Origin of the sequence: Dermatophilus congolensis (assembly GCF_900187045.1) — a bacterium.
Lineage (GTDB): Bacteria > Actinomycetota > Actinomycetes > Actinomycetales > Dermatophilaceae > Dermatophilus > Dermatophilus congolensis.
Genome location: NZ_LT906453.1, coordinates 363,817 through 377,323, shown reverse-complemented (window position 1 = coordinate 377,323; position 13,507 = coordinate 363,817). Strand labels below are relative to the sequence as shown.

At 62.8% G+C, this 13,507-nt stretch carries 15 protein-coding genes; 9 read left to right on the top strand and 6 right to left on the bottom strand.

Annotated elements, in window-relative coordinates:
- Positions 1-34: 34 nt before the first annotated feature.
- The 4 genes from CKV89_RS01590 (at position 35) to CKV89_RS12135 (ending at position 4,149) form a co-directional block, all read left to right on the top strand.
- On the top strand, positions 35-616 hold the full coding sequence (locus CKV89_RS01590) for a TetR/AcrR family transcriptional regulator (RefSeq protein WP_034401203.1): 582 nt from the start codon (positions 35-37) through the stop codon (positions 614-616).
- Positions 616-1,770 carry an MFS transporter gene (locus CKV89_RS01585; RefSeq protein WP_028327296.1) on the top strand — a complete coding sequence of 385 codons (1,155 nt, stop codon included), beginning with the start codon at positions 616-618 and terminating at the stop codon, positions 1,768-1,770. The genes CKV89_RS01590 and CKV89_RS01585 overlap by 1 nt, the downstream gene beginning before the upstream one ends.
- Complete coding sequence (locus CKV89_RS01580; protein ID WP_051277549.1) at positions 1,767-3,272, top strand: PEP/pyruvate-binding domain-containing protein; 1,506 nt, start codon at positions 1,767-1,769, stop codon at positions 3,270-3,272. Before CKV89_RS01585 ends, CKV89_RS01580 begins: the two co-directional genes overlap by 4 nt.
- Before the next feature lie 106 nt (positions 3,273-3,378).
- Positions 3,379-4,149 (top strand): PEP-utilizing enzyme, encoded by a 771-nt coding sequence (locus tag CKV89_RS12135; RefSeq protein ID WP_231935416.1) that lies wholly within the window; start codon positions 3,379-3,381, stop codon positions 4,147-4,149.
- Positions 4,150-4,171: 22 nt separating this feature from the next.
- Here CKV89_RS12135 and CKV89_RS01570 read toward each other — a convergent pair whose 3' ends face one another.
- On the bottom strand, positions 4,172-4,720 hold the full coding sequence (locus tag CKV89_RS01570; RefSeq protein WP_154657647.1) for a hypothetical protein: 549 nt from the start codon (positions 4,718-4,720) through the stop codon (positions 4,172-4,174).
- A gap of 133 nt (positions 4,721-4,853) precedes the next feature.
- On the opposite strand from CKV89_RS01570, the gene CKV89_RS12455 reads away from it, so the two are divergent.
- The 4 genes from CKV89_RS12455 to CKV89_RS01550 all read left to right on the top strand — a co-directional run bounded on the left by CKV89_RS12455 (position 4,854) and on the right by CKV89_RS01550 (position 6,913).
- Positions 4,854-5,054 (top strand): ATP-binding cassette domain-containing protein, encoded by a 201-nt coding sequence (locus CKV89_RS12455; protein WP_051277550.1) that lies wholly within the window; start codon positions 4,854-4,856, stop codon positions 5,052-5,054.
- 7 nt (positions 5,055-5,061) lie between these two features.
- The gene (locus CKV89_RS01560) at positions 5,062-5,808 is read left to right on the top strand and encodes an ATP-binding cassette domain-containing protein (protein WP_157728066.1); all 747 of its coding nucleotides are present in this window, start codon (positions 5,062-5,064) and stop codon (positions 5,806-5,808) included.
- Positions 5,798-6,193 carry an ABC transporter permease gene (locus CKV89_RS01555; RefSeq protein WP_028327299.1) on the top strand — a complete coding sequence of 132 codons (396 nt, stop codon included), beginning with the start codon at positions 5,798-5,800 and terminating at the stop codon, positions 6,191-6,193. The genes CKV89_RS01560 and CKV89_RS01555 overlap by 11 nt, the downstream gene beginning before the upstream one ends.
- Before the next feature lie 117 nt (positions 6,194-6,310).
- Positions 6,311-6,913, top strand: coding sequence for a GNAT family N-acetyltransferase (locus tag CKV89_RS01550; protein WP_154657648.1), 603 nt, complete (start codon positions 6,311-6,313; stop codon positions 6,911-6,913).
- On the opposite strand, the gene CKV89_RS01545 is transcribed toward CKV89_RS01550, so the two are convergent.
- Together CKV89_RS01545 and CKV89_RS01540 are read right to left on the bottom strand one after the other, a co-directional pair.
- On the bottom strand, positions 6,914-8,182 hold the full coding sequence (locus CKV89_RS01545) for a threonine/serine exporter family protein (protein WP_028327301.1): 1,269 nt from the start codon (positions 8,180-8,182) through the stop codon (positions 6,914-6,916).
- A gap of 178 nt (positions 8,183-8,360) precedes the next feature.
- Positions 8,361-9,272, bottom strand: coding sequence for an N-acetylglucosamine kinase (locus CKV89_RS01540; protein WP_028327302.1), 912 nt, complete (start codon positions 9,270-9,272; stop codon positions 8,361-8,363).
- A gap of 71 nt (positions 9,273-9,343) precedes the next feature.
- Between CKV89_RS01540 and CKV89_RS12450 the strand changes: the two genes are divergently transcribed.
- Entirely contained in the window at positions 9,344-10,063 is a 720-nt protein-coding gene (locus CKV89_RS12450) for a FadR/GntR family transcriptional regulator (protein WP_028327303.1), read from the top strand.
- A 12-nt stretch (positions 10,064-10,075) separates the two neighbouring features.
- Here CKV89_RS12450 and CKV89_RS01530 read toward each other — a convergent pair whose 3' ends face one another.
- From CKV89_RS01530 to CKV89_RS01520, 3 genes are read right to left on the bottom strand one after another with little or no spacing between them, the layout of a single operon-like run.
- Positions 10,076-10,750 (bottom strand): N-acetylmannosamine-6-phosphate 2-epimerase, encoded by a 675-nt coding sequence (locus tag CKV89_RS01530; protein WP_231935415.1) that lies wholly within the window; start codon positions 10,748-10,750, stop codon positions 10,076-10,078.
- Positions 10,751-10,780: 30 nt separating this feature from the next.
- Complete coding sequence (locus tag CKV89_RS01525; RefSeq protein ID WP_028327305.1) at positions 10,781-11,701, bottom strand: dihydrodipicolinate synthase family protein; 921 nt, start codon at positions 11,699-11,701, stop codon at positions 10,781-10,783.
- 43 nt (positions 11,702-11,744) lie between these two features.
- Complete coding sequence (locus CKV89_RS01520; RefSeq protein WP_028327306.1) at positions 11,745-13,358, bottom strand: MFS transporter; 1,614 nt, start codon at positions 13,356-13,358, stop codon at positions 11,745-11,747.
- Positions 13,359-13,507 lie beyond the last annotated feature (149 nt).

Sequence of the window (13,507 nt, the reverse complement as noted above, 5' to 3'; positions counted from 1 at the left end):
TGACCGCGGTCATAAATAGAGTAACCATAATATTATGGTTACGAGCGCGCGGGTAGCGCGGCGCAAAGAGTCCACACGACAACGAATCGTCGAAGCAGCGATGACCCTGTTCCTAGCCCAAGGATTCGAACGGACATCCGTGGCACAGATCTCCGAGGCAGCCGACATCGGCAAGGGAACCTTCTTCACATACTTCGCGACCAAACAAGACGTGCTGTCCTTCCTGGGAGAACAGGTCCTCGACACAATGAAAGCCGCGGATCGACCCGAGGCATCGGCGCCCGAGCGACTGCGGTCCATCTTCACCGCTGCCGCCAACTGGTTCGCAGCAAACGAGGAGCCAGCTCGGCAGATGTGCATCGCGCGCCTGTCCACACTGGCCAATCGAGACGTGACATCCTCTCGCGAACCCCTCCTGCACCTGCTCGCCACGATCCTTAACGACGGAATGGCCGCCAATGAGCTCCGCCCCGTCGACCTCGACTCCGCAGTGATGCTGGTCGCCTCTGCCTACTTCGCCCCGGTCGCCGCCTGGGCCTGGAACCAGAGCAACCGCCCCCTGACAGACCAGTTATCGGCGCAGCTGGAATTAGCGCTGTCGGCGCTGGCGGTCTAATGACCACCCCATCCCTGCACCCGAAGGCCGCCTTGACGACGGCCCTGTTAGGGATGGTGGCCTCCACACTGCAACAAACCCTGCTGGCAACCGCGACACCAACGATCGTCACCGAACTCGGTCACACCGCCTGTTACGCCTGGGTGACCAGCGCCTATCTACTGACATCCACTCTCGTCCTGCCGGTCGCCGGAGTCTTCACCGATCGCCTGGGAGCTCGGCGAATGTACGCCTGGGGACTGGCAGTCTTCGGCATGGGCACATGCGGAGTCATGGCATCCACATCAATGGGCTCCCTCATCGCATGCCGTGCAGTACAGGGCTTCGGAGCTGGCATGATCATCCCCGCAGCGCTCGCAGTCATGGGGCTGTTCAAGCAGGACCAGGCTCGTGGACGTGCGTTCGGGGTGATGGGCGCAGCTCAAGCGCTCGCGAATATCGCCGGACCTCTCGTGGGTGGCTGGTTCACCAGCGGGCCCGGGTGGCGTTGGATGATGGCGGCGACGATGCCATTCATCCTCACCGGATGGGTACTCGCCGGGAGCTCGATGCCTACCGCCGCCCCTGATGCGCGCCGCGGGCGGTTCCGCTGGAGAAATATGCGCGCCACAGCGGAAACGGGGTCGTTGATCTCCCTCCTATGCATGTCGTTTCTCGTGGGTGGAATGACGGTCGCCGTCGTGACCTACCTGCCGTGGGCCTTGGCGACTGTGCACCACAGCGATGCCGAATCGATCGGTCGCAGCCTGGTGCCAGTTCTTCTCGCGGCCGCAGCAGGCAGCGCTGCCGGTGGGGTGCTGGCCAGCCGTAGATGCGCGCTGACCTGGTGTTGGGTCGTCGTTGGGGCATCGTTGCTGTTGGCGTTTGGAGCGGGGCAGACATGGCTCATCGCCGCAGGGGTGGGGGTCGGCTTCGGCTGCGGTGCAGCCCTTCCTCTGGTGTTGACGCAGGTCCAGGTTATGGCCGATGAGAGCCGTCTCGCCTCGACATCGTCCCTCGTCCAACTGGCACGGCACGGTGGCGCGGCCATCGTGGTACTCCTCATCGGGCTCTGGCCCGCCAATATTTCAGGCCCCGCCGCGAGCAGAGGCGTGCTCGCTTCCCTTCTACTAGTTGCGGCGTGCGGACTGCTTGTCTCCTGGAGGACCGCATGATCATCGGTTTTGACAACGCCACCCTGGCGACCGCAGGCGGCAAAGCCGCGAACCTCGGTGAGCTGTACCGCGCGGGGTTTCCCGTGCCAGAAGGCTTCGTGATCGCCGCGGCCACGTATCGCGACGTGGTGCGGAACCTCGACGTGGCCCGGTTGCTCACCGATGGCGTGCCTGCCGTGCGGCAGGCCGTTGAAGCGCAGTCCGTTCCCGACGGGTTTCGTGAGGTGGTCAGCACACTTCTCGATGCCTGGGGTAAGCAGGTCGCGGTGGCGGTGCGCTCCTCCGCGACGGCCGAAGATCTCCCCGAGGCTTCCTTTGCGGGACAGCAGGAGACCGTTCTCGGTGTCATCGGCGTTGATGCGGTCATTGACGCCGTGCGACGGTGCTGGGGGTCGATGTGGACCGAGCGGGCCGTGGATTACCGGCAACGCAGCGGTTTCGACCACGCCGAGGTTGCGTTGGCCGTGGTGGTGCAGCGCCTCGTTGATGCTCAGACCTCCGGGGTGATGTTCACTCGAAACCCTGTCACCGGCGCCGATGAGGCCTTGATCGATGCCTCGTGGGGGTTGGGTGAGAGTGTCGTATCCGGCGCTGTGACGCCCGACGAGTTCCGCGTCGCCGACGGCACGATTCTCGAACGCCGCGTCGGCGCTAAGCAGACTCGCATCGATCGTGACGGCGCGGCCACACGCACGACCGACGTTTCTGTGGCCGACCGTGAGCGCGCGTGCCTGACGGAAGAGCAGGTTCTGCGTCTCGCCTCGCTCGGGCGGCAGGTGGAAGAGCACTTCGGGATGCCGATGGATGTCGAATGGGCATTTGTCGATGACAAACTGTGGGTTCTGCAGGCTCGCCCGATCACGACTGCTCCAGCGCAGGGCGAGACATTCGAGGCTGCGACGGTGACTGCGCTCACGAGGACGGTGAGCGGGCGTCGTATCGGCAGGCTCTCCCGGGGCTTCCACCAAGATCTCATCGAGCACTACCCTGGCCCGTACCCGTTAGATGTCGCCGCGATCGTCCCCGTACACCGGCAGCTGCAGGCCGGGATGGCCACGATCGGCATCAGATCCACTCCGATCGAGCAGCTCGTGAACGTCGCCGCCGACGGAACAGTCACGGTCGCTCACCCCGATGTGCGCGTCGGGTGGGGCGTACTCCGACTCCTGCGCTACCAGGCGCCAGATCCCTCCGACTGGCCCGCTGTCGAGGAGGCCTTCCGGGGGCGGCTGCGTGCTGTGCTGCCCGCCGATCTGACAACGACTGCTGACACGGGACTGGCCGAACATCTTCAAGCAGTGTTGGGAATCGTCGACGACATCGCCCGCGTCCGATTCCTTGACTACGTCGGTCCTGCCCAACTGACCGGAGTGCGTCTGGGCTGGTACCTGCGTCTCGCTCGCCGGGCCGACCTGGACGCCCATGACCTACTCGGTGACCTCGACTTCACCACGGCTGTCATCGACCGCGAACTGCGACGTCTAGCGCTCCTTGACCCTTGATCCGGTGTACCGCCGCGCCGTTGAGGCGTTCCTCGCCGCCTACGGTGCACGCACGACCAAGCTGTATCTGCCCTTCTCGAACCGCTCGTGGCGAGAAGAGCCGACTGTGCTCGAGGCCACCGTCGCCGCGATGAGGCGGGCCGACCTCGGCGGAAACCTGGCGAAATCTGGGCCGCAGCACGAGAACCTCGTCGCCGAAGTCCGTCGACGTCTACCTCGCCTGATGCGCCGCGGGTTTGACCGCGCGGTGACGGACTGGCGACACGGCCACGTCGCGCGGGAGGCATCCGTCTACCTCATCGAGGAGGCCTACCTCCTTGCGCGTCGCGTCACCGACGAGATGGCAGAACGCCTCCGCACCCGGGGTGTGCTGGAGCGGATCGATGACGTCAAGTACTTGATGCTGGAGGAGATCGCCGCAGGTCTACGGGGTGAGCTGCCGATCGAGCAGATCCGCCAGGTCATTGCGGCGCGAACGGCTGCCAGACCGCGGGCAGCCGCAGCCTGGTGGGCCTCGGGCGCTGACGCGAGCAAAGAAGCGATCACCGGCACACCCGGGAGCCCCGGAACCGCCACCGGACCGGTACGACTCATCACTGGACCGGAAACATTTGACCGCCTCCAACCCGGTGACGTCTTGGTCTGCCAGTACAACGACCCGTCATGGACACCGCTGTTCGCGTTGGCCTCCGCTGTCGTCGCGGACACTGGTGGTCGCTTGTCTCACGCGGCGATCGTCGCCCGCGAGTACGGCATCCCCGCGGTCATGGGCGCCGGTAACGCCACCACGACGCTGCGGGACGACGACGTCGTTACTGTCGACGGCAGCTCCGGCACCGTCGCACTAGCCGAGCGTTCTCATTCGGGCTGTCGTTGATGCTCGGTCATTGACGGACTCTTCACAGTTGAGCATGGGTGAGGGCGGTGAGGTCTTCTTCCAGGAGGGTGAGGAGGATTTCGTGTTGGGTGAGGGTGAATCCTTCGGGGGCGTCGGTGGGTGTGGTGCCTTCTTCTTCGAGGAGGGCTTGTGCGTGGTGGGCGAGGTCGGGCAGGTGGGTTTCGAGGCTGGTGGTGATGGTGGTCCACCAGTCCAGGGTGGTGGCGGGTAGGGATTGGAGTTGGGGGTTGTCGCGGGTGGTGATGTGGAGGTTGTCGCCGATGGTGGTGATGGTGGCGTCGGGGGTGTCGAGCAGGGTTTGTGTGGGTGGTGTGGAGGGGTGCCAGGTGTAGGTGTGCCAGATGCCCAGGGGGCCGTCGGGGTCTAGGACGTGTAGGCCGGGTAGGGCTTGTGCTGCCTGGTGGTAAGTGGGGTCGATATGGGTGAGTTGTTCGGGGGTGAGGTGTGGCAGGGGGATGACGATGTCGGGCCAGGTGCGGGCGAGGTGCTGTAGGCGTGTGTTGAGTGTGGTGTAGGGGGTGGGGTCTGCGAATGTTGTGGTGGGATTCATGGCGCTGGCGTTCATGTTCGTTAACTCACGGTCTTTTCACAGTTGAGCGTGGGTGAGGGCGGTGAGGTCTTCTTCGAGGAAGATGAGGAGGATTACCAACCCGCCCTAACAGCTCTTTCACCACATACACATCATGAGCAGCCCGAATCCCAGTGAGGCAGAGGTCGTCAAGGTGAGGGGCGCGGTCAAGCGATACGACGGCGTTCCAGTGTTAGACGGACTAGATGTGACGGTCCACGACGGCGAAACCTTTGGGATCCTCGGAGTCAACGGCGCCGGGAAAACCACTCTCATGGAGTCCATCGTGGGGGGCGCGGCAGCTAGATTCGGGTGAGATCTGGGTGTGCGGCCACTCGCCATGCCGGGATCGTCTCGCAGTCGCGAGGCAGCTCTCTTTACAGCCGCAGTCGTCGGCTCTGTACAAGCACTTGACGGTGCGAGAGTCGGTCCAGATGTGGGCTAGCTTCTACCCCGATCCCGTGGATCCTGACGTGGCGATCAACGACGTCGGACTTCTTGACGAGGCCAAGAAAACGGTCGGCAAGCTCTCGGGAGGGCAACTTCAGAGGCTGCGTCTGGCGCATGCGCTTGTCGGCAATACCGAGGTGGTTCTCTTCGATGAGCCAACAGTCGGGCTGGATCCCCTGGTCCGGGAGCAGGTATGGGAGATCATCCTCAATCGCGCCGGCCGAGGGGCAGTGCTGCTCGCGACGCAGATGATGGACGAGGCAGAGGCCCTGTGTGATCGCGTCGCCATCCTTCACCGCGGCAAGCTGCTAGCTCAGGGAACCATCGAAGAATTACTTACCTCCTACGCGTTCGAAGGCAGCATCTCCTTCAAAACGAGCAGCACTGTGAGCAAGGAGATGCTGAATGCCCTACCCGGCGTGGTGTGGAGCAGCGTCGTCGAGCATCGTGGCCTGAGCACGGTCCGCCTCATTACACGGGACAAAGAGGCGAGCCTGCGCGCGCTACGCAGCACACGCATTATTCGTCCCGATTCCGTGCGCACACGCCCACCCAGCCTCACCGATGTCTTCTTGTCCACCGCAGGGGCAACGTCACCGATCAACGAGGATGAAGAATGAAAGCCTTCCGCGCGCTGAGTTCCGCGAGCCTGAAGGAGCTGCTCCGCAACCCGCTGACGACGTTCCTGTCGCTGGTCTTTCCCATGACGGGCTGCTCCTGGGCGCACGTTCCAATAACCCTGCATTGATCGGCACGCTTGCCGGCTTTGTGAGCCCGGGCCTTCTTTTCCTTTGTGGTGTCTTCTTGCCCTACCGAATGATGCCTGGCTGGGTTGAGGCCATCGGGCTTGCCCTTCCGTTCACTTACATCGCCGACATGCTGCGCTTCGGGCTCACCGGAATCAGCCCTTCCTACTCGTTTCTCACCGATGTCTTGGTGTCGTTGGTGTGGGCAGTCGCTATGTTCGTGGCCGCTTTCGTGATCTTCCGCTGGGATGGGAGGTAGCAGTCTCTATGTTTGAGTTTTTCTGAACAGGACGTTAGGCCCTGGAAGCCATGGTCTTGACCACATGCGGTGTTGGTTTGGTTCGCGGGGAGTGGGGGTGTCGCGGAAGATCGGGGTATGGCCGATTCCGTCATCGAGATCCGATCTGCCCGTGCTGATGAGATGCCTATCGTGGCTGCCGTGTTGGCGAGGGCGTTCGCCGATGATCCTGTGACGAGGGGGATGCTCGGCGGCGCGAAAAATCAGGAGCCGCTGTTCAGCGCGTGGATGGAGCGCCTGTTGCCGCAGCATCACCTGAGGCGAGGGGCTGTCGACGTCGCTGTCGAGGACGGGACGGTTGTGGGGGCGGCGGCGTGGTTGGCGCCGGGTGAACTCGACCTGTCTGTGCGGGAGCGGGCCCGGATTTATGGTCCTCTCGTGCCGGTGTTGGGGTGGCGCATCGGCACTATCTTCCTTCAGGAGGTCCGCGATGCCCGGACGCACCCGAGCGCCCCGCACTGGTATCTGCACTTCATGGGAGTGAGCGCGCCCGGTAAGGGGATCGGGGGCATGCTTCTCGATCACGGCATCGACCGTGCAAGCCAGATGCCCTGTTACCTGGAGGCCACGACCCCCGGCAGTGTGCGCTTGTACGCCCGTAAGGGGTTCGTCGACATCGGTACCTCTCCGGCAGCTGGTGGTGCCGAGGCGCAGGTCCGCATGTGGCGCAGTGCGGGCTGATCAGCAGGTCTGGGCTGATCGGCGTCGTTTCGCGGCGTGGCGGCGCCGTTGGGCGATGGTGATGCCGCGGGCGGCGGTGGAGCCGAGCATGATGCCCAGCGCGATGGAGGAAAAGATCTCCGCGGACATCAGGAGTGTCGCGCCAGCAGAGGCGGGGGCTAGCCCGAGTTGTGCCACCGACACCAGGCCCAGAGAACCGGGCACGAGCAGCCAGAAAGCGGGCAGGAAGATGACGAGGCGGGGAAGTTGTGGCCGGTAAAGCTCGATGACGGCGGCGCCGAAGCTGGCGACCATCGCGCCGAGCAGGGCACCGAACCAGGGTGCTCCTGAAAGGTTTTGGCCGATCATCTGGGCAGTCAAGGTGATTGTCAGCATGAAGGCGATCCAGCCGATGAGGCGCGGCGGGACGGATTCCATCGCGCTGATGCCGACAGTCAGGAGCAGCACACCGACGAATGGTGCCCACAGGCCGAGGTCGCCGCGGATGCTCGTGTCGAGTAGCGATGGTGGGATGTGCAGGATCCACGCCGCCCCCGCGATGCCCAGGGAGAAGAGAAGGAGCTGGCCCGCGCCGAACACGAGGCGGGAGGTGCCGGCTGTCATGGCGCCGCTGGCGAGTTCGGAGATGCCGGTGGTGATGAGCGCGCCGGGCAGGAGAACGGCGATTGGTGGCAGAAGACTGCGGACGGGGTTGTCGATGAGGCCGGCCATTGCGGCTGCGAAGGCGCCGGTAGCGACGATGAACGCGACGAGGAAGGGGAGCATGGTTCCCAGGGCGGGGCGCCCACGGGATGCGCGCATGAGGGTGGCGGTGACTTGGCCTGCGAGGACGGCGAAGATGATGCTTGGCCAGGCGGGTTGGAGGATGAGGGCAATGCCGGCGCCGACGCAGAGCATGCCGCCGTTGAATTCGCCGAAGCCGTATCGGTGGGGCATGGCGCGCAGGCGGGAGAGGCGTTCGAGGGCTTGGCTGGGGGTGAGGTCGCCGCGCATGAGTCCGGCTCGGATGTCGTGGACGTCGGCGCTCTGGTCCAGGCGCAGGGTGCCTTCGACGGTTTCGAATGTGGCAGGTGTGCCTCTGCCGAGGGAGAGGATGATGCCGGTGGGTGAGGCTGTCACTTGGACGCCGTCGTGTCCGAGTCGTTTTGCGAGGCGGCGGATGTCGGTTTCCACCTCGTGGACGGGTTGGCCGCCGGCGACGGCGGCAGCGGCGAGGTAGGTGAGGAGTCGGCGCAGCTCGGTGTCGGCAAGGGTGGCGGGCGGCTGCATTGGGTCCTCTCCTGGCGGGGGCTCTAAGGGGTGGCTGGTCATGGCCGGGTCGAGCTGGTGTTGGTGTTGTTCCAGGGTAGGGAGGTGGGGGCAGTGGAGGCGATGTGGTTGGTGTACGAACGGTGAGGGGTGTGGTGTGGCCGTGTTCTGTGCGTGGGGGAGTTTCGGGAGGAGAGTGTTACCGGCTGGCGGTGCAGATGTGTGTGAACAGCACTGATGTGGCATCTAATGTGCCGAGCATGGCGGCGCCTTCCAGAGAGCTCCCGGCGCAGGTGGTGATGCGTGCCTGGGGGAAGCGGTCTCGGATTTGGGTTTCCACGCTGGCGCGGATGAGGTTGCTGGTGAATACGTTGCCTGTGGTGCATACGGCAGGGTCGGCGCGGTTGTCTTCTCCTACGCGGTGCAGCGCAGTGATAGTTGAGTGCGCTAGCTGTGTGGCTGCTTCTTCACAGATGGTGTGGCACACCGCATCTGTTGCGGCTAGGTCTGCTGTGGTTTTCGCCCACGCGGCGATGCGTCGTACTCGATCGGGGTCGGACTGGAGCTGTACGTATGCGCTGCTTAGGTCAGGAAACGTGTCCTGCACGAGGGGGGTTAGGGCAGTGTGTGGGCCACGCCCGTCAAAGTCACGCAGTACGGCTTCAAGGGCGGCGCGGCCTATCCAGTAGCCGGATCCGGCGTCGCCGAGCAGGTGCCCCCACCCGTCGACGCGGGCGAGGCCGTGGCGTCCGGCTGCGATTGTGACTACTCCTGTGCCTGCAGCGGTGACTACTCCTGTGGTGTTTCCTATTGCGCCCAGGTAGCTGGTGATTGAGTCATGCGCGAGCCGGACCTCTACTACGGCAGCAGGTAACAGTGTCAGTAGGTGTTCGGCGGTGTCATTGGTGCTGATTCCAGAGGCGCCCACTAATACCCGGGTTGGGCTGGTTAGTGGCAGTGAGGAGATGATTGCGGCGATCTGGGGTAGTGCTGGTGTTGAAGAGGTGATGCCGGGCCGTTCATGTTGGGTGATTAAGTCTTCAGGGCTGGCTAGGCGGCAGCGCGTCCCGGACTGTCCTACGTCAAGTGCCACGGTGGTGGTGACGGTCATGAGTGGCTCTCCTTGTTGATTGTGGTTGCGGTAAGAGCAATATGTGTTCGCTCCTCTGGGAGGATTTCCCCATGTGTTCTACTCTTCCCCAGGCGGTAGGCGCGAACTTGAACCCTGCTGCCCGCGCGATCTTCGACTGGATCTTGGCCTCCGATCTGGTTCAGGGGGATTTGCTGCCGGTGGAGCAGGAACTAGCTGAGCAGTTCACGATGGCGCGCGGCACGGTACGTGAAGCGATTCGGGAGCTGCGGGCTTTGGGGATTGTTGAAGTTCGTCGTGGTTTGGGCACGTATGTGGGCACCGCATCGATTGACGCGATCCGGCCGAGTCTGGTGTTCCGGTCATTGAAGTCACCTACTGGTGGGGATAGGTTTCGCGACTTGGCAGGTATGCGGGAGCTGATTGAAGTGCGGGCATTGCTCGAATGCTCACTGGTGGCAGAAGTGACGGGGACGTTGTCGCCGCAGACGGGGCAGCGGCTTATGGAGTTGGCCTCCCGGATGGATGGGGCGTCCTCTCACGCTGAAGATGATCGTTCTTTTCACCAGTTGCTTTACTCCGGTGTCTCGAATGCCTTAGCTACGGAGTTGATTGACGTGTTTTGGGATGCGTTCCATTGCGCGCAGGACCGCATCCCGTCTGCTCCTGCGGTCAGTGCGACGAGTCAGCAGCATCTACTGATTGCTCAGTGCGTCATGGGGGATGATCCGAACGCTTCTCGGCAGGCGATGTGGCATCACTTCGATGACATTCGTTCCCGGTTGGCGTTGGCTCACCGCGCCGCGCGGTGAGCTGTGTGTTTTTCACTGTTGCTGTAAGGCGTTCACGAACCATCCGGTGATGCTGGTGGGGTGGGTGATCGCTGTTCCTACCACCACGCTGTGTGCACCTAGGTCGAGTGCTTGTCGTGCTTGGGCGGGGGTGTGTATCCGTCCTTCAGCCACTACTGGTCGTGCACCATCGAGGTGGTGCACGAGTTGTTCGATTGTTTCTAGGTCAGGTCCGTCGCTGCGGGGGCGTTCACCGGTGTATCCGCACAAGGTGGTGCCGATCAGGTCTGCCCCGGCTTCGGCTGCGGCTAGACCATCGGCGAGGCAGCCGCAGTCGGCCATGACGGGAAGGTCGAATTCTTCTTTGAACCGGGTGATTGTTTCGGCCAGGGTGAGTCCGTCGGGGCGGGGCCGTCGGGTTCCGTCTAGGGCGATCACGTCGGCGCCAGCCAGTGCGACAGCTCGGGCGTGGCGCAGGGTTGGGGTGATGAAAACTCCCTGTTCACCGGCTTTCCAAATCCCGATAACGGGGACTGTGGTGCGTCCTTTGACTGCTGCCACATCAGCGATTCCTTGGGCACGCACAGCGACAGCGCCACCGTGTTCAACAGCTGCGGCCATTTGGGCCATAGTTTCGGGGTGGCGTAGGGGTTCACCTGGGTAGGCCTGGCAGGACACCACGAGTCCGCCGCGCATTTGTTCAATCATCGTGACTTCTTTCCGCATGGGGGGAGGGGGTTACTGGAGCATGCCGACGCGGCGCAGCACGGCGGCTATGCGTTTCACGTTTTCCCCGGTGAGGGTGGGTGTGGGCACGCTCATCGTGTTGCTGGCGATGACGCCGAGTAGGTGCATCGCTGTTTTGAAGGCGCCGACCCCGGCTGCTGGGCCAGTGACACCGACCGGTGCGAACACGATCTCGAACAGGGCCGCGGCTGTGTCTTGTTCGGCGCGCACTGCGGCCCAATCGCCTTCACGGTAGGCCTTGTACATAGCGACGTAGGGGCGGGCATCAACATTGGCTAAGCCGGGAACAACACCGTCGGCCCCGGACATGAACGCCCCGTCAACGACTACTTCATGACCAGTCAGCACGGATAGAGGTGACCCGGCGGCTTTGTTGGCTGTGACGAGACGGCGGAAGGAGACGTCGTCACCGGAAGAATCTTTCACTCCGGCTATGGCGCCTTCTCGTCCTAGCTCGACAAGGAGGTCTACGGGCAGTTTTACGTGCACGCACACGGGCAGGTCGTAGGCGAAGATAGGCAGCTCGGTGGCCTGATGGAGCGCCCTGAAGTGGTTACTGATTTCGGTGGGTCCGGTGATGGCGTAGAACGGCGCGGTAGCGACGACAGCGTCGACTCCGATGTGTTCGGCGCGGCGAATGTGGCTCATCACCCGCCGAGTTTCGGTGTCGATTACGCCGGCCAGGATGGGGACGCGTCCGGCGGTGATGCGTACTGCTTCTCGTAGAACGTGGTCGCGCATGTCATCTTCGAAGAACGCCACTTCGGAGGTTGATCCGAGAATGAATAGGCCGTCAACGCCGTGTGTGAGGAGACGGTTGATCACTTTCTCGAAAGAGGCAACGTCGAGTTCTCCCTGTTCGGTCAAGGGGGTGACTACTGGGGGGATGACGCCAGTGAAAGCAGTGTTCATGGGGTGCTGTTCCGTTTCTGGCTTGGTTGGTGGTTGAACGTGTTCAGGCGTGTGCGGGCGGTTTTTCGTTAACGACCTCGGGGGAGATCAGCACGTTTTCTTGCGCTGTTTCGAAATCTGCGCGGTCGGTGGGGCGTATCGCCTCGGGGGCGAAGAGTTTTTGCAGCTGGTAGGGGAAGTTGAAGGCGATCATGACGATGACGATTGCGGTGAATGTGAAGGACAGGATGCATAGCGTCCAGCCCAGTCCCCATGTGGCGGGCAGTAAACCTCCGGAGCCGGTTTTCGGATCGCCAGCTAGGGCGATGCCGAGAACAGGTGCGATTGCTCCGCCGAGGGCACCGACGTTGTAGGAGAACCCGAGTCCTGCGGCACGTTTGTCAACAGAGAAATAGTTGGCAATGAACTTGGGTAGTAGCCCAGCGATTCCTTGCCCGAACATTTGCTGCACGAAGATGAACACGCCCAGCAGCACGATCCACCAGAACGAGGAGTGCGCCATGTCTCGGCTGATCAGGAACACGGGCAGGATCAACACTTCGGAGAACAGCAGCGAGCACCAGTAGGCCTTGCGGGTGCCGAACCGGTCTCCGAGGAATCCGGCCATGATGCAGCCTGCTGCGGCGCCGAAAGATGTGGCTGTGACCAGGTTTGATGCCACTTCTGTGCTCATTCCCAGGGCTTGTTTGTAGTAGGTGGGCAGTAGAGCTTGTAGGGGCCAGGAGTACATGAATGCGGCGAAAACGGTGAGCATCACGCCTACTCCGACCGGCCAGCGGCGCCCTTCGAACTGCACCATGTAGCTGACCATCACTGCTGCTACGAGTATCCAGAGCAGTATTTGGATTCCGCCGGAAACGTTGTCTTTGAACAGGTAGAGCACTACGAGTGAGGAGAACGCTACGAGCGCTGCTGCGACGTTGGTGATGGTGCGGGCGGTGGTGCGGGCGAACAGGATCGAGACCATGTCGGTGCGTTGAATTGTGTGGCCGGCTGCTTCGAGGCGTTCTTGTTCGGCGCGCATCTGGGCGTAGTCGCCAGCTTCGGGTAGTGCGCGGCGTAGCCACAGCGCTAAACCAATCGGGATGATCCCCAGGGCGAATAGGATGCGCCAGGCGTATGGTTCGGCGGCGGTTCCGCTGCATAGGTGCTCGATAAGGGCGTATACCTGCGCGGTGATTCCGGCGCCGATGGAGAACCCGGAGATGAGGAATCCGGAGGCTTTGTTACGTAGGTGGGTGGGCCAGGATTCGATCACGTAGGTGGCGCTGGAGCCGTATTCGCCGGCCATGCCCATGCCGATGCAGACGCGGGCAGCGAATATCACCCAGAACCAGGGGGCGATTGCGCAGAGGAGTGATCCTCCTGCGTAGAGCAGGATCGAGATGACCATGGCTTCTTTGCGGCCGAAACGGTCACCGACTGCTCCTAGTAGGAGTCCACCGAACCATCGGGCTATGAAGGCTGCTGATACGAGGGTTGCGGTCATTGCGGCGCTGACCTGGAATGTTGCGCCGATTTCTGTCAGGACCAGGGTGATCATGACGAAGTCGAATCCGTCGAGGAGGTATCCGACCCAGGCAGCCCAGAACGATTTCCATTGGGTGGGTGTGAGTTGAGTGCGCCACGAAGTGCTGGGCGCCGTTGCCGTAGTCATGTGGCTCCTATCTCGGTGAAGTAGAAGGAACGGGAGGGTGGGGTTCGCCGGGTGCGTGCTGGGGGTGGTCGGGTGGTTTCTTTGCCCTGGGTGGTGGCACTTCACACCCTAGAGATAGGACGTCCAATGTCTGGTGTGAAGTGTTTATG